The organism is Streptomyces sp. TRM68367, assembly GCF_014495685.1.
In the GTDB taxonomy this organism is placed as follows: domain Bacteria; phylum Actinomycetota; class Actinomycetes; order Streptomycetales; family Streptomycetaceae; genus Streptomyces.
Genome location: NZ_JACTVI010000107.1, coordinates 1 through 24776 on the forward strand (window position 1 = coordinate 1; position 24776 = coordinate 24776).

17 protein-coding genes and 4 pseudogenes are annotated in these 24776 nt (G+C 67.8%); 10 read left to right on the top strand and 11 right to left on the bottom strand.

Annotated elements, in window-relative coordinates:
• Nucleotides 1-90: 90 nt before the first annotated feature.
• Nucleotides 91-1479, bottom strand: a complete 1389-nt coding sequence (locus H8R17_RS38420; protein WP_316959660.1) for a GDSL-type esterase/lipase family protein — start codon at nucleotides 1477-1479, stop codon at nucleotides 91-93.
• Nucleotides 1480-1715: 236 nt separating this feature from the next.
• A complete protein-coding gene (locus H8R17_RS38425) occupies nucleotides 1716-3035 on the bottom strand; it encodes an RICIN domain-containing protein (RefSeq protein ID WP_262505849.1) in 1320 nt (439 codons plus the stop codon).
• 749 nt (nucleotides 3036-3784) lie between these two features.
• On the opposite strand from H8R17_RS38425, the gene H8R17_RS38430 reads away from it, so the two are divergent.
• On the top strand, nucleotides 3785-3955 hold the full coding sequence (locus H8R17_RS38430) for a hypothetical protein (protein WP_187827834.1): 171 nt from the start codon (nucleotides 3785-3787) through the stop codon (nucleotides 3953-3955).
• A 714-nt stretch (nucleotides 3956-4669) separates the two neighbouring features.
• On the opposite strand, the gene H8R17_RS38435 is transcribed toward H8R17_RS38430, so the two are convergent.
• The 4 genes and pseudogenes from H8R17_RS38435 to H8R17_RS47910 form a co-directional block, all read right to left on the bottom strand.
• On the bottom strand, nucleotides 4670-5680 hold the full coding sequence (locus H8R17_RS38435; protein ID WP_316959661.1) for a LacI family DNA-binding transcriptional regulator: 1011 nt from the start codon (nucleotides 5678-5680) through the stop codon (nucleotides 4670-4672).
• 122 nt (nucleotides 5681-5802) lie between these two features.
• Nucleotides 5803-6447: a hypothetical protein gene (locus H8R17_RS47900; protein WP_262505853.1), complete on the bottom strand. Its 645-nt coding sequence runs from the start codon at nucleotides 6445-6447 to the stop codon at nucleotides 5803-5805.
• Nucleotides 6448-6718: 271 nt separating this feature from the next.
• Nucleotides 6719-7003: pseudogene (locus tag H8R17_RS47905) on the bottom strand (DUF2264 domain-containing protein); the annotation flags it as partial.
• On the bottom strand, nucleotides 6895-7449 hold the full coding sequence (locus tag H8R17_RS47910; RefSeq protein ID WP_316959663.1) for a DUF2264 domain-containing protein: 555 nt from the start codon (nucleotides 7447-7449) through the stop codon (nucleotides 6895-6897). The pseudogene H8R17_RS47905 and the gene H8R17_RS47910, both read right to left, overlap by 109 nt.
• A gap of 149 nt (nucleotides 7450-7598) precedes the next feature.
• On the opposite strand from H8R17_RS47910, the pseudogene H8R17_RS38445 reads away from it, so the two are divergent.
• From H8R17_RS38445 to H8R17_RS49565, 6 genes and pseudogenes are all read left to right on the top strand, one after another.
• Nucleotides 7599-9334: pseudogene (locus tag H8R17_RS38445) on the top strand (hypothetical protein).
• Nucleotides 9335-9381: 47 nt separating this feature from the next.
• Nucleotides 9382-11610, top strand: a complete 2229-nt coding sequence (locus H8R17_RS38450; RefSeq protein ID WP_187827835.1) for a carbohydrate-binding protein — start codon at nucleotides 9382-9384, stop codon at nucleotides 11608-11610.
• Nucleotides 11611-11777: 167 nt separating this feature from the next.
• Nucleotides 11778-13940, top strand: coding sequence for a family 43 glycosylhydrolase (locus H8R17_RS49550; protein ID WP_187827836.1), 2163 nt, complete (start codon nucleotides 11778-11780; stop codon nucleotides 13938-13940).
• 293 nt (nucleotides 13941-14233) lie between these two features.
• Nucleotides 14234-15160 (top strand): annotated as a pseudogene (locus tag H8R17_RS49555) (glycoside hydrolase family 43 protein); the annotation flags it as partial.
• A gap of 60 nt (nucleotides 15161-15220) precedes the next feature.
• Complete coding sequence (locus tag H8R17_RS49560) at nucleotides 15221-15595, top strand: RICIN domain-containing protein (RefSeq protein ID WP_399477849.1); 375 nt, start codon at nucleotides 15221-15223, stop codon at nucleotides 15593-15595.
• Between the two features lie 23 nt (nucleotides 15596-15618).
• A complete protein-coding gene (locus tag H8R17_RS49565) occupies nucleotides 15619-17034 on the top strand; it encodes a family 43 glycosylhydrolase (protein ID WP_399477846.1) in 1416 nt (471 codons plus the stop codon).
• Nucleotides 17035-17499: 465 nt separating this feature from the next.
• On the opposite strand, the gene H8R17_RS38470 is transcribed toward H8R17_RS49565, so the two are convergent.
• Nucleotides 17500-19845, bottom strand: coding sequence for an ABC transporter permease (locus H8R17_RS38470; RefSeq protein WP_187827838.1), 2346 nt, complete (start codon nucleotides 19843-19845; stop codon nucleotides 17500-17502).
• Nucleotides 19842-20510, bottom strand: coding sequence for an ABC transporter ATP-binding protein (locus H8R17_RS38475; protein ID WP_223125973.1), 669 nt, complete (start codon nucleotides 20508-20510; stop codon nucleotides 19842-19844). Before H8R17_RS38475 ends, H8R17_RS38470 begins: the two co-directional genes overlap by 4 nt.
• 180 nt (nucleotides 20511-20690) lie before the next feature.
• Here H8R17_RS38475 and H8R17_RS47930 point away from each other — a divergent pair, with 180 nt between their 5' ends.
• Nucleotides 20691-20996 (top strand): histidine kinase dimerization/phosphoacceptor domain-containing protein, encoded by a 306-nt coding sequence (locus H8R17_RS47930; RefSeq protein ID WP_316959662.1) that lies wholly within the window; start codon nucleotides 20691-20693, stop codon nucleotides 20994-20996.
• Between the two features lie 90 nt (nucleotides 20997-21086).
• A pseudogene (locus tag H8R17_RS47935) lies at nucleotides 21087-21426 on the top strand (transposase); the annotation flags it as partial.
• Nucleotides 21427-21534: 108 nt separating this feature from the next.
• On the opposite strand, the gene H8R17_RS38485 reads toward H8R17_RS47935, so the two are convergent.
• Together H8R17_RS38485 and H8R17_RS38490 are read right to left on the bottom strand one after the other, a co-directional pair.
• On the bottom strand, nucleotides 21535-22500 hold the full coding sequence (locus tag H8R17_RS38485; protein ID WP_187827840.1) for an ankyrin repeat domain-containing protein: 966 nt from the start codon (nucleotides 22498-22500) through the stop codon (nucleotides 21535-21537).
• A 62-nt stretch (nucleotides 22501-22562) separates the two neighbouring features.
• The gene (locus H8R17_RS38490) at nucleotides 22563-23828 is read right to left on the bottom strand and encodes a NucA/NucB deoxyribonuclease domain-containing protein (protein ID WP_187827841.1); all 1266 of its coding nucleotides are present in this window, start codon (nucleotides 23826-23828) and stop codon (nucleotides 22563-22565) included.
• Between the two features lie 237 nt (nucleotides 23829-24065).
• Here H8R17_RS38490 and H8R17_RS38495 point away from each other — a divergent pair, with 237 nt between their 5' ends.
• On the top strand, nucleotides 24066-24227 hold the full coding sequence (locus H8R17_RS38495) for a hypothetical protein (protein ID WP_187827842.1): 162 nt from the start codon (nucleotides 24066-24068) through the stop codon (nucleotides 24225-24227).
• A gap of 125 nt (nucleotides 24228-24352) precedes the next feature.
• Here the strand turns inward: H8R17_RS38495 and H8R17_RS47940 are convergent, their stop codons facing one another.
• Nucleotides 24353-24649, bottom strand: a complete 297-nt coding sequence (locus H8R17_RS47940; protein WP_262505850.1) for a hypothetical protein — start codon at nucleotides 24647-24649, stop codon at nucleotides 24353-24355.
• Between the last annotated feature and the right edge of the window lie 127 nt (nucleotides 24650-24776).

Consider the following 24776-nt stretch of genomic DNA (forward strand, 5'->3'; position numbering starts at 1 on the left):
GATCACGCTCGTGACATGCGCGAGCAGCCCAACCGCCCGTCACGCCAGGGCCGTTGACCTGCACGAATCACGATGAAACTTCCTCACTTGTCAGCGTAGGTAGCTGACCAGGGACAGGTTGTGTTCGCGGACTCCCTCGACGACCAGGTCCGCCATCCTTCCAGCGCCGTACTCGGAGAAGTGGGTGTTGTCCTTATACCCGTCCTCCTCTTTGCGCAGGTAGAGCCTGGCGGAGGCGTTCGGACCCAGCGACTCCACCAGCTCCTTGCTCTTGGCGGTCAGGTCGATCACCGGCACGTTGAGCTGGGAGCCGACCCTGTGCATCTCCGCCGGCAGGTCGACGCCCCTGCTGTTGACATGTCGCGCGGTAGGAGTGAGCCGGTCGCCGTTGAAGTGCCGCCGTACCGGTGGCGTGACCAGAACGGGGTCGCCACCCCTATCCCGTACCTGGTTGATCATGGAAGTGAGGTTGCTGCGGTACGCCGATGCCGACGTGGACTTGTCGTTGTGTCCGAACTGGATGAATATCAGGTCGTCCCTCTTGATCAGCGGCTTCATCGTCGGGAACAGCTTCGAGTTGCGCAGGAAGCTCCCCGAGCTCTCGCCGGAGTCGCCGTAGTTGGCGACGACCGCGCCCGCCGACACGTGCGTGGGCATGAGCTGCCCCCAACCGGTCCACGGGGCGAGCATCTGGTCACACGTCGTCGAGTCACCCGCCAGGTACACCACCAGCGGGTCGTTTGCCGCCTGCACCGTCAGGCCGGACAGCTTGGGCGCCGAACCGGCGAAGGTGATGTCCAATCCGGGGTCACCCGTCCCGCCTTGGCCCGTCGGTTGGCCCTCTGGCTGCCGGACATTGATGGTGTAGGTGTGCTTGGTGATCGTGCCGGCCGCGGTGCTGACCGCGGGCAGGATGCGGCGGCGGGCCTCCACCGACATCGAGGTGTTGCCCGCGGTGTCACGGTCGCCGATCCATGCGGTGACTTCGTAGTTGCCGGGAGCGACGTCGAAGTGGCAGACGATCGGCGAACTGCGGGCGCACTCCCGCGGCCAGCCGGGTGGCTGTGGTGGGGTGTCTCCGAGTTCGATGTCGAGGTAGTCGATGTTGGGTAGGCCGTTGGTGCTGGTGGGGTTGAGCCGGATGGTGTTGTCACCGGAGTTCAGTTGCACGACCGAGGTTGTGGTGGTCCAGTTGCCCCAACCGCTGGTGCGCGCGAATGACGTCGACAGCACGGTGTCGCCGTTGACGATCAGATCGGCGGGGCGTGTTGTGGTGGAGCCGTTGGCGTAGCCGATGGAGATCGTTGCGGTGCCGGCCTCCGGGGCGTTCACGGTGAATTGGGCTGCGGCGCCGATTTCCCGGTCGCCGTTGCAGAATCCGGTGCCGGAGTAGCCGGAGTGGTTCGTGTCGATGGTGCCGTCGCAGGTGGCCGGAGCGGTCTCGGCCTCGTAACGGGTCTCCGCAACGGCGGCGGCCACCGTGGGGCTGATGCTGAGTCCGGCACCGGCCAACGCTGCGGCAAGTCCGGCACAAAGCAGCGACACACGCCGCCTAGACGAGCGCATGATGGACCTCCGAAAAGTGATCGAATCGCCTGGAATACAGGGCGCAGCTTGCCTGGCCAGCGGAGCCAGGGGGCCAGCTTGGTAGGTGGCACGGTGGGGTGGGGCGGCGCCGGATCATCGGCCCGCCCCGCCCCACGTCAGACGCCCTCTCAGACGCTGCGTCGCGTGAAGCGCTGGTTGGCGCTGCCGTCGTAGGTGTACTGGGAGATGCGGGCGCCGTCGGCGCGGGAGTTCTCCCAGACGTCCATGGCCAGGCCGGAGGCCCGGTTGATGAGGCTGATGGCGCCGCCGTGGTCGACGATGCGCCACTGCTGGCTCGCCGTGTCCGATTCGGGCTGCTGGGTGATGTCGGCGCCCGTGCTGTTGCCGGCGGCCTGGAGCACCAGGCCGCTGTGCCGGGCCTTGACCCGCACGTGGTCGTCATCGGCGTCGGTGAATTCGAAGTGCTGGTTGGTGCCGCCGGTCGACTGCCACTGGATGAGCGCTGTCCCGGCGGAGCTCGACCGGGCGTTGATGTCGGCGAACTTGCCGCTGTGCTGCGCCACCAGGTTGAAGTACCCCGTGTTCGGCGGCGGGTCGTCGCCGTCGGTGACGTGTTCCCAGCGCGTGTCCGAGCCGGCAGAGTCGATGGGGAGACGGTCGCGGGCGTCCGTGTCGCCGTTCATGGTCCACTGCGCCCAGTTCACGGCGGTGGCAGGAAATCGGCGGTCGCCCCAGAAACTGGTGTGGCTCCCGCCGAGGAAGGTGAGGAAGGCCTTCGGTGCGGGGAGTTCCCTATACGCCTGCCGGGCCGAGTCGTACCCCGTGAGGTTGTCCCGGTCGCCGTGTACGAACATGACCTGGGCGGAGACCGAGCTGGACGGGTTGCCCATGTCCACACAGGACTGCGGGTTGGCGGAGATGATCCGGCTGTCGGGCCAGGCGGTGAGCAGGCCGTGGGTGGTCATGCCGCCAAGGGAGTGGCCAGAGACGCCAACGCCGATGTCGGTGTTGATGTGCCCGGCCAGCGGTCCGCTCGAATCGAGGGCGAGGGTCTGGGTGAGGATATGCGAGACGTCCTTCGACGGCTCGCCGCTGTAGACCTCGCCGGAGCCCCCGTAGTTGAAGTGCGGGGCGGGAACGACGAAGCCCGCCGCGGCCATCGGCCGTATGAAGGACATCGAGTTCTGCGGGCTGCTGCCCCAGCCATGGGTGTAGTTGTAGACCGGGAAGACACCGTCGGCGACCGGGGCGTTCGTGACCGGGTCGCCGCCGGGGGAGCCGGTGGCGGGGTAGTAGACGTAGGTTCGGCACCGACGGTTGCCGCGATACCAGTCATACCGGCGCACGCCGACCGCGTACGCCACCCTGGTCGGTGCCGTGGCCAGCTGCCCGAAGGCGGCCGCCTGCCCTGAGCCGAGCAGGGACAGGCCCCCGCCCGCCGCTCCGGCGGCGCTCATGCGGAGGAATGTCCGTCGTTGCAAGGTCATGGATGACTCCTTGGGAGCAGGGATGGGTGCAGCTCGCGCATGATCGAGCGATACTTTCGTCCGTCACAGGTTCCAGCCCTCCCTCGACCAAGCCGCTGCACGGCGGCAGCGCCCATGGCTGCATGGCGAAGACCGCGACAGGCGCTCCGGCACGGATGGATCCCTTCCGTGACGATGGCCGACATAAAACGGTTACTAAAGAAGAAATGTTTGGCTGTCAAGGGAGACGGCAGCAACCATCGAGGTACTGGATGTAAACGCTTTATCTCGTGGGCACTGGCCAACGTGTTCGGCCGCAAGCCGTTGTATGCCTGGAAAGGATGCGGTCACCCAGTGGCGGCAGGACGGCGGTGACAAGGTCGCCGAGGAACTGGCCAAGGAGCACGCCGCCGCCAAGTAGAGTCCCCGCCCGTTCGTTAAATAGGAGTTCCCATGGTGCTCGGTCACCGGCGCGGTGCAGGTCGGCGAGGCCAGCTGTTCGTCGCCGCGCTGAACGTCTCCCTGTCCATGATCGTGGTGGGCCAGGACCGCGCGGAGGCGGCCGCGGGCCCTTCGTCCACCAATCCAGAGGTGCCGAGGCACAACAGCGCCGACCCGACGTTGGCCCAGCACGACGGCCAGTACTACTTCGTCGCCACCACGTGGACGTCCGACATCCTGATGCGCCAGTCGTCCACCATCGCCGGTCTGCGCAACGCCCCGGAGAGGCGGATCTTCACCGCGAATCAGAACGAGGGCAGCTGCAAGATGTGGGCCCTCACCTGGAGCAGATCGACAACCGCTGGTACATCTACTACTCGGTCGAACCGCGGTCCGGATACGGGTCGCGCCGCACGCATGTGCTGGAGAGTGCCGCGAACGACCCGGCGGGCCCGTACACCTACCGCGGTGTGCTCGACCTGATGCCGAACGACGGCTGAGCCATCGACGGCGTGGTGCTCAAACTCAACGGTGCCCTGTACTTCCACTACTCGGCGTTCCACCGCGACGGGCTCCAGTCGATCTACATCGCACCGATGAGCAGCCCGACCTGCGTCTCGGCGTACGGCACCCGCATCTCGGCGCCGACGCTCGCGTGGGAGAGGCAGGGCCAGCCGGTCAACGAGGGTCGTTCGCCCTCCAGCGCAACGGCCGCACGTTCCTCACTTACGCCGCCAGGTACTGCGGCACACCGGATTTCAGGGTGGGCATGCTGGAGTATCGCGGCGGCGACCCGCTCGCGGCGTCGTCCTGGCGGAAGTTCGCCGACCCGGTATTCCAGCGCAGCAACGCCAACGGCGTCTACGGTCCTGGTCCCCCCCTCCTTCTTCACCTCACCCGACGGCACCGAGACCTGGATCGCCTACCACGCCAACTCCTCGGCGTCCCATGGCTGCGGCACAACGCGGACCACGCGTGTGCAGAAGATTTCCCTGGACGCCGACGGCACCCCGGACCTCGGGGTCCCAGTCTCCACTTCCACGGTCCTCGACGCTCCATCGGGCGAAAGCGGCGACTCCGGTACATGGGTGCATATCCGCAACCAGTACAGCGACGTGCGCTTGGACGACCACAACTGGGGCACCGAGCCCGGTGCCGAAGTCCGGCAGTGGACCAACAGTTATGTGGGTGGTCGGCTGACCGACGCAAGGTCGTCAGGACACGCGGGGACGGGCGGAATTGCGTATCACCAGGTGCGTCCCGAGCAGGACGTGCGGAGGTGCGCCGCCGCGTTCCTCGTGCTCCAGTGCGAGGCGCACCGCGGTGCGCCCGGCTTCCTCGTGGGACAGGTGCACGGTGGTCAGGTCGAGATCGAGCGATGGCTGAAGGTCGTCGAATCCCACTATCGACACATCGTCTGGCACCTGGAGCCCGTCCTCGGCCAGCGCCCGGACGGCACCGCCGGCGATGAGGTCGTTGAGGGCGAAGACGGCGGTGAAGTCGCGCGGGCCGGCGGCCAGCCGCTCCTTCATCATCCGGTAGCCCTCGTGCCACACCATCATGCCCTCGACCTCCAGCGCTGGGTCGTGCGGCACGCGGTGCGCCGCCAGCGCCCGGCGGTACCCGGCCACCCGGCCATCGGCGGTGGTGTAGCCGGGACGGCTGCCGAGGCACAGGATCCGCTCGTGTCCCGCGGACAGCAGGTGGCTGGTCGCCGCGAACGCGCCACCGTCATTGTCGTACTCCACGACAACCGCGGGCACATCGGTGCCGAGCGGTGGGCGGCCGCACAGCACCAGCCGGGACCCGCTGGCGGCAAGGGCCTGCGCGTACCGGGCCATGCGCTTGTGGTACTTCTCGTCGGCAACCACGTTGCCGACCAGGATGACCGCCTCGGCGTGCTGCTCCCGCATGAACTGCACCATGGCGAGCTCGCGCTCGGGGTCACCGCCGGTCGTGCCGACCAGGCACAGCCTGCCTTCGGCGGCGGTCTGCGCCTCCACGCCCTGGGCGATCTGCGCATAGGCCGGCGAGATCACCGAGTTGAGCACGATGGCGAGGCTTTTGGCCGGCGCGCCGGCAAGAGCGCGGGCGTGGGCATTGGCCACGTAGTCCAGTTCCTCGACGGCGTGCATCACGCGCTCGCGGGTGGCGGGTGAGGCCGGGTAGTCGCCGCTGAGGATTCGTGAGACCGTGGCGACGGAGACGCCTGCCCGGCGCGCCACCTCGCGGATCGTGGACCGCTGTTTGCCGTGGGCAGGCTCGCTCGTCCGTCGCGCCATCATTGATCGGCCTTCCCGTCACCGCGGTATCGGATGCATCGTTTAGGAAACGGTTACATTGTCCTTTATACCTTGTCAGCGGCGGCCTCTGACGGCCAGCGCACGGGCTCGCCCTCCACTGGGTAGCGCGCGTAGCTGACCCTGGTACCGAGCACGACCTCGATCCGCTCCCCGTCCGGCAGCCGCAGCGTGACCTGGTCGCCGTCGACGGACGCGGTGACCGACGCGCGCAGTGCGGCGGGATCGACCCGATCGCCGGCGAGCACGACCAGCGAGACATAGACGGCGCTCCCGCCGGGATGATCGGGCGCCACCAGATACGGCGTGGCGGAACAGACACCGAACGCGTTGGCGTCCACGGCTTCCGCGGTCGCGGTGGCACGGAATCCGTGCAGGGCGACAACGACGCTGGTCAGGCCGTCCACCCGGCCAACATGGCCGCATCGGCGACTGTTGCGGACCGCCAGCCGGCGAGGCCCGGCCAGCGCGTAGCCGCCGTCCCGGACGACGCAGCGGGGCAGGGCGGTTACCCGGTGGACGCGCAGTTCCCACGGTCCCCGCACGATCGAGCCCGTCTCCACCCGCACCGGGCCATCCTCGTACGCCGACGCGGCGAACCGGCCTTCGGCGGCGATCGGCTCGATGCGCCGGCGCCGAGAGGTGACGCCGTCCGGCCCGATCACCGCGAGATGACCGTCCACTGCCCGCATGCGAGCGTCTTCCCCTCGTCTCGGGAGCCGCATGGGATGCGTACCCGAACCGGGTGTAGTGCGGATCTTCGATCCCGTTCGCGGGTAGGTGCGTGCCCGGTCGCTGTCGTGGTTGACCACTCACACCACTCCGTCGTCGCGGGGTGGAGTGCAGCAGCCAGCCGGGGCCTGGTATAGCGACGACCTGGTCGCCGTTGTCGATCGGCGCGGCACTCTCCTGATCCGTCCAGACCGGATGGTCCGCGGGCAGCAGCAGTCTGGGAAACGCCTTGCCCGCCCAGTACGGCGAGGCCGGACCGGAGTAGTGCTGGGTGGCGGGCAGGAAACGGTCGTACCACCCGAGGCCGAACAGGCCGCGCTCGTCCGGCACGCCGTGTTCGACGAAGTGCCGCAGGACGCCGCTGCCGATCCGTCGGGAACGGCCGGCGGGCAGCGGTGTCGCATCCGTCAGTTCGCCCAGCCACAGCGGTGCCACGCTGGCGTACCGGTAGCACAGCGACCGCCCCTGATGCACCGGCGCACCGTCACCGGCGAACATGTGCTGGTACTGCTGCAGGAAGACGCGCAGCCGCTCGCGGTACATCTCCCGCGCTGCCGGTCGCCGGACCTCCTGGCCCACAGCGAGGCTGCTTCCACCAGCTGTTGCGAGCAGTCCGCTGGCTTCTGCCAGGCGTAGGCGTGCCAGGGATCGGTGCCATGGGCGAGGCCATCGGCGTACCGCTCGATGAGTTCCGCGGGAACGTCACCACCGGCGCCTGCGATCCGGCAGGCCGCGAGCAGGAAGGTCTTCGCGTGTCCTTCCAATCCGTCGCAGTGCAAGCCCCCGCGGCCTGGCCGGCCAGGCAGGCGGTACTGGGCACCGCCCGGCGTCGCGTAGGACTCCACGGCGTCCAGCAGGTGATCGGCCACCGCTTCCCGGTGCGCCCTGGTCCACCCCGTGTAGGGCGACAGCTGTCCGTCAGCCGCAGGAAGTCGGATGTGAGTTAAAGCGTTTGTATCGATGACGCGAGTTTAGAGGCGCTCGTGGATCGATCAATACCCAGGAAAATCGACAAAAGCGACAATGGGTCTTGACATGATCAAGACATACTTGGTCCACTGTGGTGGCGCGATAGTAAGCGTTTCAACACCGGAACAGGTGGAGGGCAATGATGCCCGAACTATCCCGTCGCACCGTTCTAGTCGGCGCGGCGGTGACCGGTGCGGCGAGCGGACTGGGCGCACCACGGCAGGCCGCCGCCGCACCGAGTGATCAGCGACCCGCACCAGGTCCCGCCGCAGACGCCGAGGTGTCATTGCGCTGGCTGGAAGGCGAGGAGCCAGGGGCTCTCGTCGGCATCACTTGGGGAGTGCCGTGGCCACGGGGCGCCCTGCCCCGCGACACTGAGTTGTCCCTCACCACCGCGACGGGCAAGGCCGTGCCGGTGCAGTCGTGGCCGACCGGATTCTGGCCGGACGGCACGGTCAAGTGGACCGCGCACGCGATCGGCACGGAGGTCCCGCCGGCGCGCGAGTACCTGCTGCGCACCGGCAAGCCGGAGGAACCCAATTCCCGGTTGCGGATCACCGAGAACGACAAGGCGATCGACGTCGACACCGGCGTCATCCACTGCCGGATCGCCCGCAGCGGGCGCGTCCTGGTGCCGTCGATCACCAGGGGCGAGCGGACCATCGCCACCGGCGGCACGCTCGTGTGCCTGCGCAAGAACGCGCCACGCGACGAGGAGGCGCGGGGCATGGTGCGCCAGGAACGGTTCACCGCCGACATCCGTACCGTGAAGGTCGAACAGCGCGGCCCGGTACGCGCGGTGGTACGGATCGATGGCCGGCACCGCGCCGAGCGAGGCCGCCGCCAGTGGCTGCCGTTCACCGTACGGCTGTACCTCTACGCCGGCAGCGACGGCATCCGGATGGTGCATACCTTCGTCTTCGACGGCGACGAGGACAAGCACTTCATCAGCGGCCTCGGCGTCCGGTTCCAGGTGCCGATGACCGACCAGTTGCACGACCGCCACGTACGGTTCGCCGGAGCGGAGGACGGCGTGTTCGGCGAGGCCGTCCGCGGCGTCACCGGCCTGCGCCGCGACCCTGGCGCAGCGGTGCGGCGGGCGCAGGTCGCCGGGCGCGCGACCCCCGATCTGGCCACCTGGGATACACGGGTGAGCAGCCGGCTGCACCTCGTGCCTGCCTGGGGCGACTACAGCCTGCGCCAGCTATCCGACCGCTGCTTCGACGTCCGCAAACGTACCAGCGCTGGTTGTGGCTGGATCCAGGCCGACACCGGCGACCGGGCGTCCGGCCTCGGCTACGTCGGCGGGATCAGCGGCGGGCTCGCCTTCGGCATGCGCGACTTCTGGCAGCTGCACCCCACGCAGCTCGACATCCGCGGCGCGGCTGGGAAGACCGCCGAGGTGACGATGGCTGGACTTCCTCTTCGAGCACTACCGCGACCAGGTCGAGCAGCGCAGCTGGTACGGGTTCTGGAACTACGGCGACGTCATGCACAGCTACGTCGAGCTACTCGACATCCCGGACTTCACCGACGCCTGGTTGCAGCACTGCCGACTGTACAACGCCCGCCCGAGGAGCAGCGGGCCGAGACCGGCGAGTCGTTCGGCACGCAGAACCTGCGGCAGGCGCACTCCCCGCTCAGCGCATACGCCGCGGCGAAGACCGACAACGAAGAACTGGCCGCCAGGCGTGGCAGGAGTTCCGCACCGGCCACGCCGGCTATCCACACGACACCTCCTTCCGCAGTGTGCGGGTCGACGGCCCTGCCGTGCTCAAACCGGTCGACGAGGCGAGCTTCGTGTCCACGAACGCAACCGCGCAGTACGGCATGGCCGCGATCCAGTGCCTGGCGCTGGTCGGTGATCACCTGCGCTAACCCACAACTGAATCGACCCTTCCCTGAACCCTGCTACGGGAGGATTCGTGAAACAGTCCATCAACGCCTCGCTAGCCGGGGCCACAGCCGTCCTGCTGTGCACCACGGTAACGGCGTTCGCAGCCGATGCGAGCGCCGCGGCGACCCGGTACGAGGCGGAGAACGCTCCGGCGACCTGTGACGGGACCATCGATTCGAACCACTCGGGCTTCTCCGGCTCGGGATTCTGCAACACCACCAACGCCACCGGCTCCGCGGCCGATTTCACGGTGAACGCGTCGACGGCGGAGTCGGTGACACTGGAGCTCAGGTTCGCCAACGGGAGCTCCGGCAGCCGGTCCGCGGACGTTGTCGTCAACGGCACGAGGGTGCAGTCGACGTCGTTCGAGCCCACCGGCTCGTGGTCGAACTGGGCCGCGAAGACGTGGACGGTGCAGCTGCAGGAAGGCAGCAACACGGTCCGGGTAGCCGCGACGAATTCCAACGGCCTGCCCAACGTCGACCACCTCGACGTGACCGACGACAGCGACCCGCCGCAAAGCGACGGCAGGCAGATGGAGGATCTCGGCCGCGGGGTCGTGGCCGTGCGGTCGGACAGTGACAGCGTCCTGGTCAGCTGGCGGCTGCTCGGGCTCGACCCGGACGGCATCGGGTTCAACGTGTACCGGACGACCCAAGGTCAAAGCCAGGAGGTCAAGCTCAACTCCGAGGTGCTGACCACACGCACCAACTTCGTGGACTCGACGGCCGACCTGAGCCGGTCGAACAGCTACCGGGTGCGGCCCGTCGTCGACGGCACGGAGCAGGCACCGAGCGGCGCGTTCACGTTGAGCGCCAACCACGCTGTCGAGCCGGTGGTGCGGGTTCCGTTGCGTGACGGTGGCCGGATCCAGTTCGTGTGGGTCGGCGACCTCACCGGCGACGGCGAGTACGACTACGTGCTGGACCGGCAGGAGACGCAGCAGCGGATCGAGGCATACCGCAGTGACGGCACTTTCCTGTGGGAAGTCAACATGGGACCGAACAGCCGCAACCAGAACAACATCGAGGGCGGATCGTCCACGATCGACGTCGGCCACAACGACGGCGTCACCGTCTACGACTTCGACAGCGACGGCCGCGCCGAGGTCGCCGTGCGGATCGCCAACGGCGTCCGCTTCGGCGATGGCGCCACGTACAACGACCTGCCCAACAACACCAGTCAGGCGATGGCCATCCTGGACGGGATGACCGGGGCAGCCCGCGCCACCGCGCCGGTGCCCACCGACTTCTTGTCCGACGGTCCGATGTACGCCCGCTTCGCGGCCTGCCACCTCGACGGCACCACACCCAGCCTGGTCGCCTACATGAAGAACCGCGTCGGCAACGGCGGCTTCAACCTCATGGTCACCGCCTGGGACTTCGACGGCAGCAATGTCGATATGCGGTGGAAGTGGCTGCGCAACGGGAACCACCCCGACGGGCACAACAGCCGCTGCCTCGACGTGGACAGCGACGGCGACGACGAGTTCGCCGAGATCGGGTTCGTCCTGGACGGCGACGGCACACTCAAGTACTCCCTCGGGCCGCAGGGCATCGTCCACGGCGACCGCTTCCACATCGCCGACATGGACCCGAACCGGCCGGGCCTTGAGGGCTACGGGGTCCAGCAGGACAACCGCAGCGGCCTGCGCGAGTACTACTACGACGCAGCCACCGGCGACATGATCTGGCGGCATTCCGCGTCCGGCACCGCCGACGTCGGCCGAGGCATGGCCGGCGACATCGACCCGAACCACCCGGGTATGGAGGTGTGGTCCTTCTCCGGGCTCTACAACGCGCCGACGAACGAGCTGACCGAGTCCAACACCAACCTCCGGCCGTGGCCGCAGATGGGACTGTGGTGGGACGGCGACATCACCATGGAACTGTTCAACAGCGGCAAGATCGAGAAGTGGGACGCGGAAAACCCGACCCCCACCAACCGGGTGCCGCGTCTGGAGCAGACCTGGGACTACGGCGGGGTCCTCGGACCACGCAGCCAGCCCGTTCTCCTCGCAGACATCTTCGGCGACTGGCGCGAGGAAGTCGTGCTGCCCAACGGGTCGTACAACGAGCTGCTCGTCTTCACGACCGACCGGCCGTCGAACACCCGGCTGTACACGCTGGCGCACAACCCCGCCTACCGCAACGACATGACGGTCAAGGGCTACATGCAGTCCCACCACGTCGATTACTTCCTCGGCGCCGGAATGAGCCGGCCGCCCCGGCCGGACATCACCTACTCCGGGAGGTGATGGGACGAGGCGAGCTTCGTGTCCACTTACGCCGGCGCGCAGTACGGCCTGGCACGATCCAGTGCCACGCGCTGGTCGCTGATCACCTTCCCTAACCCTGCCATCGGGAGGAATTGATGAAACAGCTCAGCAAGGCTGCGAAACTCGGGGCCGCCGCATTGTTATCCATGGCGTTAGCGGTTCCGCTCTCCGCGAGCACCGCTGCGGCGCAGACACCGGCAACGCAGACCCTGGCAGCGGAGCTACCGGCAACGGGGCTCAACGACCAGGGTCCCGAAGCCAAACCGGTGCAGGAGCGCGGCTTCGATCACCTGGTCTCGGACTACCAGACACGCGATAAGGCGGACTACACGGCCGAATCCTGGGCACCCTTCGCCAAGGCGTTGACCGCCGCGGACGATGTCGCAGACGACACGTCGGCCACCAAGTCGGAGGTCGCCTCCGCGAAGACGGAACTGATGACCGCCGCTGCCGACCTGGAGCGTGCTGACGGGGGCACATTCCAGACGATCACGAATGACGTCTTCTGGAACGACACCGACGGCAACCCGATCTATTCGCAGGGCGGCGGGGTCTTCAAGTTCGGCGACACCTACTACTGGTACGGCGTGCACTACCTCGGCGCCGAGTCCTACCGGGCCAATCCGACGCGGAAGTACGACAACCAGGTCAGCTTCAGGTCTATCCCGGTGTACTCGTCCAAGGACCTGGTGAACTGGAAGTTCGAGAACCGGGTCGCGACGCGCTCCACCGGCGTCGGCAGCGGCGCCAACCTGGGTGGTGCGGGCTGGGTCGGGCGGCTCGGTGTCACCTACAACGAGAACACCGGCAAGTACGTGCTCGCCGTGCAGATGTGGCACCCGGGAAGGGGCGGGCACGGCGTTCTGCTGCTGCAGGGCGACTCGCCGACCGACTCCTTCGACTACGGCTACTTCCAGACCTGGGTCGAGAACTCGCCGACGTCCGGCACCGGAGATCAGACCGTCTTCACCGATGACGACGGGACGGACTACCTGATCTTCTCCAACCGCGAAGGACGTTCGCGCGCCTTCGTGTCCAAGTTCCGGGAGTCCGACTCACTGCGGATCGAGCCAGGCGTGCAGATCGGCCGCAACTCAGAGGGTCGCGAGGGCAACGCCATGTTCAAGCTCGACGGCAAGTACTACCACGCGGCGTCGGACCTGCACGGCTGGAACACTTCTGTCAACCATGTCATGGAGTCGACCAGCAGCAATGTCCAGGGCGACTACACCGGTGAGTACACGCTTGAGGGCACCGAGATGGACTACAGCCACGTGACCCAGACCGGGTTCTTCGTGACGGTCAACGGCACCGAGCAGAACACGGTGATCTACGCAGGCGACCGCTGGGCCGACTTCGCCTGGAACGGTATCGGATACAACCAGTGGGTGCCGATCACCAAGACCGGCTCGCGGCCGGAGTTCCACTCGATGAGCCAGTGGCAGTTCAACGTCACGACCGGTGAGTGGCGCGTCGGGCCGCAGAACAACTACATCCTCAACCCGGACATCCAGGCCGACCGCATCATCGTCTCCAACGTACGGGGATGGCGGAGGATCGGCGGTTGGTCGACCAATGTCGATGGTGGTGCGAACGGGTCTCGCTTCGCACTCCAGGTGGGTGACCGCGGCGGCGTCGAGCAGCGGATCGAGTCGGTGCCCAGCGGCGAGTACACCCTGTCCTTGCACGCTCGGGGCAGCTCCGGACAGGTCGTGGTAACCGGCGCCAACGGCAGCGAAAGAACTCTCAACGTCCCGTCGTCGGGGGGCTGGAGCAAGCGCGAGCTCACCGGCATCGAGCTACCCAGCGGGGGCGCCACCGTCACCGTGCGGGCGTCGGGTTCGGGCGGCTTCACCGTCGACCAACTCTCACTCGTCAAGACCGACGACGGCCCGCCGCTGGAGCCGCCGGGGCCGCGTTACGAGGCGGAGTCCGCACCGGCGGTGTGTCAGGGCACGATCGACTCGGACCACACCGGCTATTCCGGCACCGGGTTCTGTAACGGTGACCAAGCTGCGGGTGCCTACGCACAGTTCACGGTGACGCCAAAGGCAGACGCTGGTACAGCCACGGTGGAGGTCCGCTTCGCCAACGGCGCGAGCAACGGTAACGCCCGGCCGGCGAACCTGGTCGTCAACGGGACCACAGTGGACACCGTCTCGTTCGAATCCACCGGCGCGTGGTCCGCATGGGCCACCAAAACCCTGACCGTGTCACTCAACGACGGCAACAACACCATCCGGCTCGACCCAACCACAGCAGCAGGGCTGCCCAACGTCGACTACATAGAAATCGGCCCCAACACCTAACACCACCCACAGCGGTCAGGAGGGCATCCCGATCTCCGATGCCCTCCTGACCCCACCGCCCCCAGCGCTACCGGGCGCGCAGCATGAGCAGTTGTCCAGTCTGAAGGGTCCGTAACACGAACGGACGTTCAGGTGAGCGTTAACACTCTAATCGACCCTCACTGATGAGGAGGCCGAAAATGCGCTTGACAAGATCATGGCTGGTGACCCTTAAGGCGGCGACTGCGGCCATCGCGCTCGCGGCAGGACTGCTGGTCCACACCCCCACCAGCGCGGCGCAAGAGTCTGAGCCGTACGCGGGTTACCTGTTCACCTACTTCACCGGTGAGGGTTCGAGCAACGGCGAGCAGATCTACTTCGCGCTGAGCCGGGGCAACGATCCCCTGCGCTGGCGCGAGCTCAACGGCGGCAAACCGGTGCTCACCTCCAGGGTCGGCGAACGGGGGATGCGCGACCCGTTCATCATCCGGTCCGCGGACGGCAGCAAGTTCTACCAAATCGCCACTGACCTGCGGATTTACGGCAACGGGGACTGGAATCGGGCTCAGCGGCACGGGAGTAAGTCCATCGTGGTCTCCGAGTCGGATGACCTGGTGAACTGGAGCACGCCGCGGCTGGAGCGCGTCTCGCCGGACACCGCCGGCAACACCTGGGCGCCCGAAGCGTTCTACGACGACACGCTCGGCGCGTACGTGGTGTTCTGGGCGTCCAAGATCTACGCCGCCAACGACCCGGACCACACCGGAAGCTCGTACAACCGGATGATGTATGCCACCACCCAGGACTTCCGGACGTTCAGCCCGGCCAGGGAGTGGTATAACCCGGGCTACTCGGTGATCGACTCCACGGTGCTCGAGCACAACGGCACGTACTACCGATACACCAAGGACGAGCGGGGCGGCGCCACGTGCGGCAAGTACATCACCTCGCACACCTCGACCTCGCTGACCAGCACCAACTGGCGGCGGCAGGCCGAGTGCATCGGGCAGGGGACGATCAGCCGGGGCGAGGGCCCGCTGGTGTTCAAGTCCAACACCGAGAACCGCTGGTACCAGTTCATCGACGAGTACGGCGGCCGCGGGTACGTACCGTTCGAAACCACCGACCTCCCCAGCGGCCATTGGACCGAGTCCTCGTCGTATGACCTGCCGTCCTCACCGCGCCACGGCACGGTGCTGCCGGTCACGGCGGCCGAATACGACCGGCTGGAGCAGACATACAGCGGCGGCAGTGGCGACGCGGTCACCCTTGCCGCCCGGCACAGCGGGAAATGCGCCGACGTGGCGAGTAGCTCGACCGCGAACGGCGCCACGTTGCAGCAGTGGTCCTGCCATGACGGGACGAACCAGCAGTGGACGCTGCGGGATCTGGGCAACGGCTACATGCAGTTGGTAGCGCAGCATTCGGGAAAGTGCCTGGATGTGGCCTCCAGCTCGACCGCGAACGGCGCCACGTTGCAGCAGTGGTCCTGCCATGACGGGACGAACCAGCAGTGGCAGCTGCGCGACGCCGGTGACGGATACGTGTCGCTGGTTGCCCGGCACAGCGGGAAGTGCGTGGACGTCTCCAGCAGATCCAGCGCCGACGGAGCCCGGTTGCTCCAGTGGTCCTGCCACGGCGGCACCAACCAGCAGTGGCGACGGAGTGCAGCATGAACCCCACACGGAAAGGACATCGGATGCGCAGGACCCTCAAGACCGCGCTGGCCGCAGCCCTCGGCTTAGTGCTGTCCGCGTCGCTTGTCGTGGTGCTCAGCGGGCAGGCGCATGCGGACGAGCCGACTTCCCTTGTCGCCCTGCACAGCGGGAAATGCGTTGCGGTGGTCGGCGGCTCGACCAGCGACGGCGCGGAGATCGGCCAGTGGCCCTGCGACGGCGACACGAACCAGATGTGGGACCTGCGGGAGGTGGGCAACGGCTACGTGCAGGTCGTCGCACAGCATTCCGGCAAGTGCCTGGACGTGGCGGGCCGCTCGACCGCCGACGGTGCCAGGGTGCTGCAGTGGTCGTGTCATAGCGGGCCGAACCAGCAGTGGCAGCTGCGCGACGCCAGTAACGGCCAAGTGTCGGTGGTGGCCCGGCACAGCGGGAAGTGCCTGGATGTGTCCGGCAGGTCGGGCGAGGACGGAGCCCGAATGCAACAGTGGTCCTGCCACGGCGGCACCAACCAGATGTTTGGGTTTGACCGCGACGGTGAGGGCGGCAACAACAACCCGGCGCTGCCTGGTCTGTACGCCGACCCCAACGTCGCCTTCTTCGAGGACCGGTTCTGGATCTACCCGACCACAGATGGGTTCGACGGCTGGAGCGGCACGCAGTTCAAGGCGTTCTCCTCCCCGGACCTGGTCAACTGGACCGATCATGGGGTGATCCTCGACCTTGGCGAGGACATCTCCTGGGCGGACCGCAACGCCTGGGCGCCGACCATCGCGGAACGCGATGGCAAGTACTACTTCTACTTCAGCGGCGGTAAGGCCAGCGGTGACACCCGCAAGAACCTGGGTGTCGCGGTCGCCGACTCACCGGCAGGCCCGTTCCGGGACGCGCTGGGGCGACCCCTGGTCTCGGCGGGATCCTTCGGCGGGCAGATGATCGACCCCGCGGTGTTCACCGACGACGACGGGCAGCCCTACCTATATTGGGGACAGGGATATGCGTACCAGGTTCCGTTGAATGGGGACATGGTCTCCTTCGACCGGGCGAAGGTGGAGAGGTACCGGCCGAGCGGCTATAACGAAGCCGCCTTCGTGTTCAAGCGCGACGGGCGTTACTACTTCCTGTGGTCAGAGAACGATACCCGCAGCGAGAACTACCAGGTCGCCTATGCGACGGGGCCATCGCCGATAGGGCCGTGGAGCCGCAAGCAGGTCATTTTGCGCAAGGACCTCTCGCTCGGGATCAAGGGCACCGGCCACTGCTCCGTGGTCCAGGTACCAGGGCGGGACGAGTGGTACATCGTGTACCACCGGTTCGCCATCCCGAACGGTGATGGCACGCACCGGGAGACTGCGATCGACCGGCTCGAGTTCAACGCCGATGGCACCATCAGGCCGGTGACACCGACGTTGCAGGGTATCGACCCGGTGCACCGCTGATGCCTAAGCCTTGATCCACCGGGCAATGGCCGGTCCGCACGAGGCTTCGCTGTTGCCGCCGCCGGACGAGGCGTTCGAGACGTGGCTGGTCCTGACCCTGCGGGTTGACCGGTACGGGTGATCACGGTGAAGATGTTCCGTTCCCCAACCGAAGCCCTCGACCAGGCCCGGGCGGACCGACGCACTACATGATTTCTTCGTGGCGTCAAGGCGGCGCAGCGCGGCAATGTCGGTATGACGGGGCCTTTCCAAGGTCAGCGGCCCCTGCAGGGGGCTCTCCTCATTCCCAAGTCTCAGCAGGTTCGATCACCTTTGGCCGAACTCATGCTGACCCCATGCTGACCTTCTTGATGCGCTGTCAGGTTTGTCCGAGGGGCGCTGTACCGGCCTTGCATGCATGGCGCGCGGGCGCCTGCCGGGCCGCTGAGGCCCGGCAGGCGCCCGCCTTCGACGCGACGCGGGACGTCACTCGTTGTGCAGGACCCGGGCGATGGTCTGCCGAGCCGCCACACGCGCCGGTATCACTGCGCCGAGTGCGGCGATCGCCACCCCGGCCAGCGCTGGCAGCGCCAAGGTCTCCGTGTGCCAGACGTCCAGCATCCGGGCCGGGAAGGCGAGGTGGGCGCTGTGCTCGGTCATCGGGATCACCACGCGGTAGGCCGCGACACCCAGTGGCAGCCCCAGAATCCCGCCGACCAGACCGAGCCCGGCCATGGACACCACCAGCATCACCGTGACCTGGCGTGGCGTCATGCCGATCGACTTCAGCATTCCCAGGTCGCGCCGCCGCTCCCGGCTGCTCAGTACGACGGTGTTGAACACGCCCATCGCGGCGACCACCGTCAGCATCAGGGTCAGCGCGGACGCGGAGCTGATCACCGTCACGGCCCCGGTGTTCACCGACGTCTGCGCGCTCGGATAGAGCCCGGGATCGGCGGTCCGAACGGCCGCCATATAGGCGCTGACATCGGCCCCGGGGGTGAGCCGCACCCAGTACTGGTCGGCCTGCGCGTCCGGTTCCAGGGCAGTCACCGTCGCCCAGTCCGCGCGTATCCAGTCCGCCGGCCCGACCATGACCTCTCCGACCAGGGTCACGCGCTCCTTCCGACCGTCCGCAGCGGCCAGTGTGAACGAGTCGCCGAGACGCAGACCGTACTTGGACAGGAACCTCCCGGAGGCCACCACCTCTCCGGGCGCCCGCATCCACCGGCCCCTCGCCAGGTCGTCCTGGAGAACGGACCGGCCCCCGCGCGCACCCTGGATCGACACCTCCTGGCTCTGCCCGAGCAGCCGTACGTCGGCGAAACCCACGGCGGACACGTCCGCGGCATGCGGCAGAGAGCGCAACAGGGCCTGTGTCTCGGTGTCGCGGTGATGCGGGACGGTCTGCCCGAACCTGGCTTCCCCGCGCGAGACGACGACCTGCAGCCTGCCGACGCCCTCGACGGTGTCGCCGTAGGAGACCATCGTCGTCGACAGCCCGGTGGCGAAGGTCACCGTCGCCACCCCGAGCAGTACCGCGGAGACGGTGAGCAGCGCCCGTCCGGGCCGTGCGAAGGGCAGGCCCAGGCCCAGGCTCACCGAGCGCGGCAGCCGCACCCCGGTCAGCCACCGCTGCACCGCGAGCCCCCGTCCGCCACTGGGCGCGCTGCCCGCGCTGATCGCACGTGCCGCGGAGAGCCGGTGCGCGCGCAGCGCCGGTATCAGCGCGGCCAGCAGCACCACCGCGGGCATGCCCAGCGCCGTGGTCGCGTACACCCAGGAGCTGACCGTCGCCGCGCTGTTCACCATGGTCAGATCCGCGCCCTGGAAGACCTGGTGCAGCAGCGGTCGGGCCACCACCGCGCCCAGAGCCGTGCCGGCCAGCGCGCCGGCCGTCGCGGGGACGCATACCATCACCAGATAGACCGCGACCACCTGATTGGGCGTGAACCCCAGGGACTTGAGCACCCCGATGTGCCGGAAGCCGGACACCACGGCACCGCTCACCACATTGCCCACGATCAGGACCGCCACCAGCAGGCCGAGGATGCCGAAGGCCATGAGGAACGGCACGAAGGCGTTGGGCGCGGCCGCGACCTGCGCCTTCAGCGTCAGATACGACTGGTGGGCGAGCAGCGATCCAGACGGCAGGCCGGCGGTCGCCGCTGTGGTGCTCGCTGTGACCTGCCGGGCTGTCGCGGCCTGGTCGAACCGGTACAGCATCTGGTACGTCGTGGGGTGCAGAGCCCCGATCTGCTGCGGGGAGACCCATGCCTGCGCGGTCTGGCTCACGCTGGACGCGAGGCCGACGACGGTCTGCGGTGGCAGCCCGTGCAGCCGGATCCGCTTGCCGATCGGCGAGTGCGGACCCTTGGCTATCCCGGGCGCGTCCGGCAACTCCAGGACGATCTGGCCGGGGTCGGTGGCCCAGTGCCCGGCGAACAGGTCCAGCCGGTCCACCGGACCACCGGGGTCTGCCCGCCCCACCACGGTCCGCGGGCCGGAACCTATCGCGGGTATTTCGGCGGCCACGCTCTGTGGCATGTCGAGCACGGCTTCCGGGAACGGCCCCGCCGAGGCCCGCACACCCGAACGGTGCGCTGTCCGCGCCAGCTCCGCGCGGGAAACCTTCGACGCGTCGAAGGTCGCGACGACGTGCGCGCCTTGCGCCTGGCCGAAGAGCCGGTCGAACGGCCCGGACGCGACGTCCAGCAGGCCCAGTGCGACCACCAGGGCCACACTGGAGACGAGGACCACCGCCCCGATCACGCCCGTCTGCAGCCGACGGCGGCGAACGGCCGCGCGCGAGGCCCGCCACACCGCGCTCATGCCGACCGCTCCAGGGTCCGCTCACCAATGATCCGGCCGTCCGCCATGGTCACCAGGCGGCTGGCGCAGCGCGTGGCCAGCCGCTGGTCGTGCGTCACCAGCAGCAGGGTCTGGCCCAGTTCGTTGAGGTCGATGAGCAGGTCCATCACCTGCTCGCCCGAGTGGCTGTCCAGCGCGCCGGTCGGCTCGTCCGCCAGCAGCAACGCAGGACGGTTCATCAGCGCGCGGGCCACCGCGACACGCTGACGCTCGCCGCCGCTGAGCGCGGCGGGGTAGACGTTCTTGCGGTCGGCGATGCCGAGTTCCTCCAGCAACTCCAGCGCCCGGCGCCGGGCCTGGCGGACCGGGGTGCCGGTGAGCTGGGCGGCCAGGGCGACGTTGTCGATCGCGGGCAGGTCGTCGATGAGGTTGAAGAACTGGAAGATCATGCCGATCCGGCGGCGCCGGAACAGCGCCAGACCGGTCTCGTTCAGCCCGCCCAGATCCTCGCCGTGCACGCGCACCGAGCCGGCGCTCGGCCGGTCCAGCCCGGCGATCATGTTGAGCAGGGTGGACTTGCCGCAGCCGGACGGACCCATCACCGCCACCGCCTCCCCGGCGCCGATCTCCAGCGACACCCCGTTCAGCGCGACGGTGTCGCCGTATTCCTTGCGCAGGCCGCTCATCCGGACGACTTCCTGGTCACGCACGACGGCCGAGTCGGCCTCCGGGGCCGTACTGTTGATGTCTTCGGTGGTCATGGCAGGGACGGTAGGCGGCGTGCACCTCCCGAGCATCAGCCCCCGGATGTAACCTGCGGCACTGATCATCCTGACGATGTACGGGAGGCCGCCGCCCGTACGGCGGTGGCGGCCGAGCGCGCCCGCATCGCCCGCGAGCTCCACGACATCGTCAGCCACAAGGTCAGCCTGATGGTCGTCCAGGCGACCGCCGCCCGTGAGGTACTGGCCACCCTGCCGGACGCGGCGGAGTCCGCACTGCAGGCGGTCGAGGGTGCCGGACGCGACGCGATGACCGAACTGCGCCACCTGCTCGGCCTGCTCGCTCCGTCGCCCGACGGCTACGATCCATGCGGGCAGCCGCAGTGTGCAGTGGGCGAGCTGGAGGAATGCGTCGTGTATGTCGTCTCGGGCTTTCCAGCGGGTCCGTAGGCGGCGGGGTCCGTGGAGCCAGGCGATGGCGGACTCGGCAACCCTCCGCACCCGGCCCAGGCCCGAGCCGTGCGGTTGTCCGCGCCGGGCGATCTTGCGGTCACGGCCGTCGCCGCGTTCGACAAGACGTACGGCCCGCAGTGGCCCAAGGTAGCCCGGAAGATCACCGACGATTGCGTTTTACGACTTCCCCGCTGAGTACTGGGTCCACCTGCGTACCACGGATCCCATCGAATCGCCCTTCGTAACCGTGCGGCTGCGGACCAAGGTCACCAAGGGAGCAGGTAGCGCGGCCGCCGCCCTCGCGATGGTCTTCAAGCTCGTCGAGTCCGCCCAGGCCCGCTGGGGCTCCGTGAACGCACCCCACCTCGTTGCCCTCGTGCGAGCCGCAGCCCGCTTCGAACGCGGCCACCTCGTCGAACGCCCCAAGGATCACATAGCCCGTACAACCTCAACCAACCTACAGGTATGGACAATTACTCGACGGCACCCCAGCCGATGGCGTCTGCGGCAAGCGCCCCCCTCCGGCCCTCTGTCGTCAGTGCCGCCAGTCCCGCTCGGGCAGCCCAAGCCAGATGTCGGGCGGCCCGGTGACCGCGCGGATGTCGGGTGGGCGCACACCCGCGTAGGCGCAGCAGAAGGCGATGGCGTTCCCTCGTGCGAGGTAGCCGACGAGGACCTCGCGGGACGTGGCGTCGGGGCGAGGCTCACCGCCAGGGTGCAGGTCCGAGCCCTCGGCGTAGCCGTCGCGGAAGATCCGGCCCTGATCACCGCTCTTCGGGTTGGCGTACAGCCCATGGGCGACGGTTCCTGATGACAGAGCCGCCAGTACGCCGGGCATCTGAGGGGTGTAGCCCCAGGGCTGGGTCAGGATGCAGCCGCCAGGTACGTCGGTGGCGCCGATGATCTCCCCATGAGTCCTCCCCTGGCCGCGCAAGGGGGGCTCGTGGGAAGGGTCCTCCTCTGTAACAGCGAACGGCGTGGCATCCAGCCGGCGCACTGCCTCCGTGGCGCTGATGCCCGCGACGCACGCCAGGCCGAGCCCCTCGAAGCGGTGACCGGCGAAGATCTCGACCAGCCGAGGAGCTTCGGCGGCCACAGCGCGCTCGTCGTCCGTCAACCCGCCCTCGCCCGCCGGAAGCGGGACCAGGTCCGGCGCTGGGCCCGCCAGGCTCAGCCGTCCAGGCGACCAGCCCGCCATCATCGGCCGCCACGGGTCCGCACCGGCGGCGAGCAGGATGCGCGCGTTGTCTGAGCGGCCGTGGTAGACGGCGGACCACAGCGCGCTGCGTCCCCGCTCCTCGGAGTCGATGTCGGTCACGCGTCCGGCCAACTCCGCGACCACCTCCGGGGAGCCCTCCTCGGCCGCGACATGCAGCGGCCGACGGTCGCCCCAGACGATGCCGTCAGCCTCGGCGCCGGCGTCCAGGAGGGCCCTGATCCTGGGCAGATTCGTCCAGTCGCCGTGCACGACTCCTGACCATCCGGGCGCGTCCAGGCCCATGAGGCTCCTCCGTGCGGCAGTACTGGGAGTCCGGGGCAGGCACGCCCGCCCCGGACCGGGGATCACTCTGCTATGTCGACGTAGAACGCATCGCCGTCGAGAATGCGGTCGGCACCGTACCAGGCGCCGAGACGTGAACCGGCTTCCTGGTTGTCGCCCGAGGCGAGGGCTCGGGCGGAGAAGCGGCCGTACGGCTCGTTCGCCTGGTACTGGTCGCGTGCCGATCCTTCGTAGGTGGTCGCGAACGGGTATTCGTCACAATCCTTCCCGTTATCCGAATAGTTCGGCCACTGGGCCCGGCAGACACTGATCGCCGCGGCACGGTTCTGATTGCGCCGCGTGCTGTCGTGGAACAGGCGGTGCAGCGGATCGGCGGCCGAGTCACCCGGAATGGTCTTGGTGTAGTTGACCTTCGGATACGTCTGTGTGTCCGCGTGGTTCTGGGCGTCGTAGATGTGCTGGGCGGTCTCGTCGACCTCCGGGTCGCTCAGGCTGTAGCGCAGGTAGGGGTCCACGCGGTCGAAGATCGAGCCGGTGCTGTTGGGGAGATACCAGGCGGAGTCGAAGCGGGCGCTGGTCTCCGGGCCGTCGGAAGTATAGGTCCGTCCGGCGGCCGTGAAGTCGTACTTGAACTGGAACGTCCCATGCTTGACCTGCTCGCCGAGGGCGGGGGAGGCCGGCTGCGCGGGGGAGGTGAAGTACAGCACACCGTCCTCATACCGGCGCCACTGCTGAACGCTCTGGGTGACCCGGTCGAACGGGGGCTGCGAGAAGCAGGCGCCTGAGGAGGAACCGGCGCACTCGGCCCGGACGGTCAGCATCCCTCCGTTGCTCACGCCGGACGCGACGATCTCGTCCACGTAGACGTGCCAGTCGATCTCCCGCAGGCCCTGGTAGCCGGTACCGATGTGGGTCACGCGGGCGGAGAAGGATCCGATTTTCCGACAGAAGATCCATGTGCAGCGGTACTGCTCAGCCGCGATGACGCCTATCTGGCAGTAGGCGAAGTGGTTCTTGATCCAGCCCTGTGGTCGGCCGGACAGGTCACTGCGTTCCCGGCACTCCTGGACGGTGATGCCGTCGTAGAATGCCTCGAAGTCCCCGGTCGGCTCAGCGAACTTCTCGCTCGGCACGACGTACCGTGCGCCGTCTTCACGGGCTATTGCGCGTGCCTCGTCGGCCGTTGTCACCGTGGCCTGGGTGTCCGGCGTGGGCGTCGGAAGCTTCTCCCGCGGTATCCGCTTCCCCTTGTCGGCGATACCAGCGACCAGTTCGGGCGCCGGCTTACCGTCGGTCGTCAGATGGTCCGGCCCGGTCAGGAAACGCACGACTCCTACTGTCTCCTCAGCGGTGTCCGCGTCGACAGCCGCTGCGGCGCCGGGCAGCAGCGTGCCAACGAGCAGAGCCGATGTGACCATCAACAGGCCGGTGCGTATGCGTCTTAAGGGACCCGTCACTGTTCCCCCCTATTTCACGGGGAGACGGCGCCGGGCAGATCCGGCCTCGACGAGCATGCGTGCGCTGACGTCCCCCCGAACACGCCGCCTTTGAGGCTAGGAGCTTGGATGAGTGCATGTCAATACTTCAACTTGGATGTGGTGGTCGCATCAATTCCTATGGCGGACGGAGTGAACGGCGCGCCTGGCGAGCGCGATGCGGCCGTCGCCAACCTCAAGAAGCGCCTGACCGCAAGGACCTGGGAGTGCACGCTCCTGGCGAAGAACTGAAGGCTGCCCGGCCCGACATCGGTCAGGACGGTCTTGGAGCGTTTGCCGTTGCGGGAGTTGCCGCCGTCCTTGCCCGCCGGATCGTGCTTGTCATAGCTTCAGTGATGGGACCTTTGGCCGGGCTCCTATGAAGTCACAGACGCCCGACCGGCTGCGCGCAGCGACACCGCTTGGGAGATCGACAATTCCAAGCAAGGACAACCAAGTGGTCGGTCAGCTGCCGGGTCAGACCCTCCAAGCGGTACCGCGGGATACATCATCACTGTCAGCTGCTGCAGCAGCCCGCCCTTCCCGGTCAGCTGCAGGCCCTCAGCCTGGGCCCGGCCCACCAGCTCGTCGATCAACTGGTCGTCCACGGCCTTCGCCGACACAGCCTTCGTGGGCGCGACAGCCTCGGACTCGGACACGTTCTCAGTGGTCATCGATGCATCTTGCGTGATCGGGAGTTACACCGAACGTCTGGCTCTGTCCGGTAATCGGTGGTAGCGCTGTGTAGTGATTCACTGGAGGAGGATGCGGTGGCGGAGCAGGGGAACCCGGCTCGGCCGT

Excerpts from the sequence above, each read along its gene's own strand:
- H8R17_RS38495 (WP_187827842.1), top strand. The coding sequence starts at position 24,066 with ATGAGTGCATGTCAATACTTCAACTTGGATGTGGTGGTCGCATCAATT.
- H8R17_RS38485 (WP_187827840.1), bottom strand. The coding sequence starts at position 22,500 with ATGGGCCTGGACGCGCCCGGATGGTCAGGAGTCGTGCACGGCGACTGG.
- H8R17_RS38475 (WP_223125973.1), bottom strand. The coding sequence starts at position 20,510 with ATGAGCGGCCTGCGCAAGGAATACGGCGACACCGTCGCGCTGAACGGG.
- H8R17_RS47900 (WP_262505853.1), bottom strand. The coding sequence starts at position 6,447 with ATGCGGGCAGTGGACGGTCATCTCGCGGTGATCGGGCCGGACGGCGTC.
- H8R17_RS49550 (WP_187827836.1), top strand. The coding sequence starts at position 11,778 with ATGGCGTTAGCGGTTCCGCTCTCCGCGAGCACCGCTGCGGCGCAGACA.
- H8R17_RS38470 (WP_187827838.1), bottom strand. The coding sequence starts at position 19,845 with ATGAGCGCGGTGTGGCGGGCCTCGCGCGCGGCCGTTCGCCGCCGTCGG.
- H8R17_RS47940 (WP_262505850.1), bottom strand. The coding sequence starts at position 24,649 with ATGACCACTGAGAACGTGTCCGAGTCCGAGGCTGTCGCGCCCACGAAG.
- H8R17_RS49565 (WP_399477846.1), top strand. The coding sequence starts at position 15,619 with ATGCGCAGGACCCTCAAGACCGCGCTGGCCGCAGCCCTCGGCTTAGTG.
- H8R17_RS38425 (WP_262505849.1), bottom strand. The coding sequence starts at position 3,035 with ATGACCTTGCAACGACGGACATTCCTCCGCATGAGCGCCGCCGGAGCG.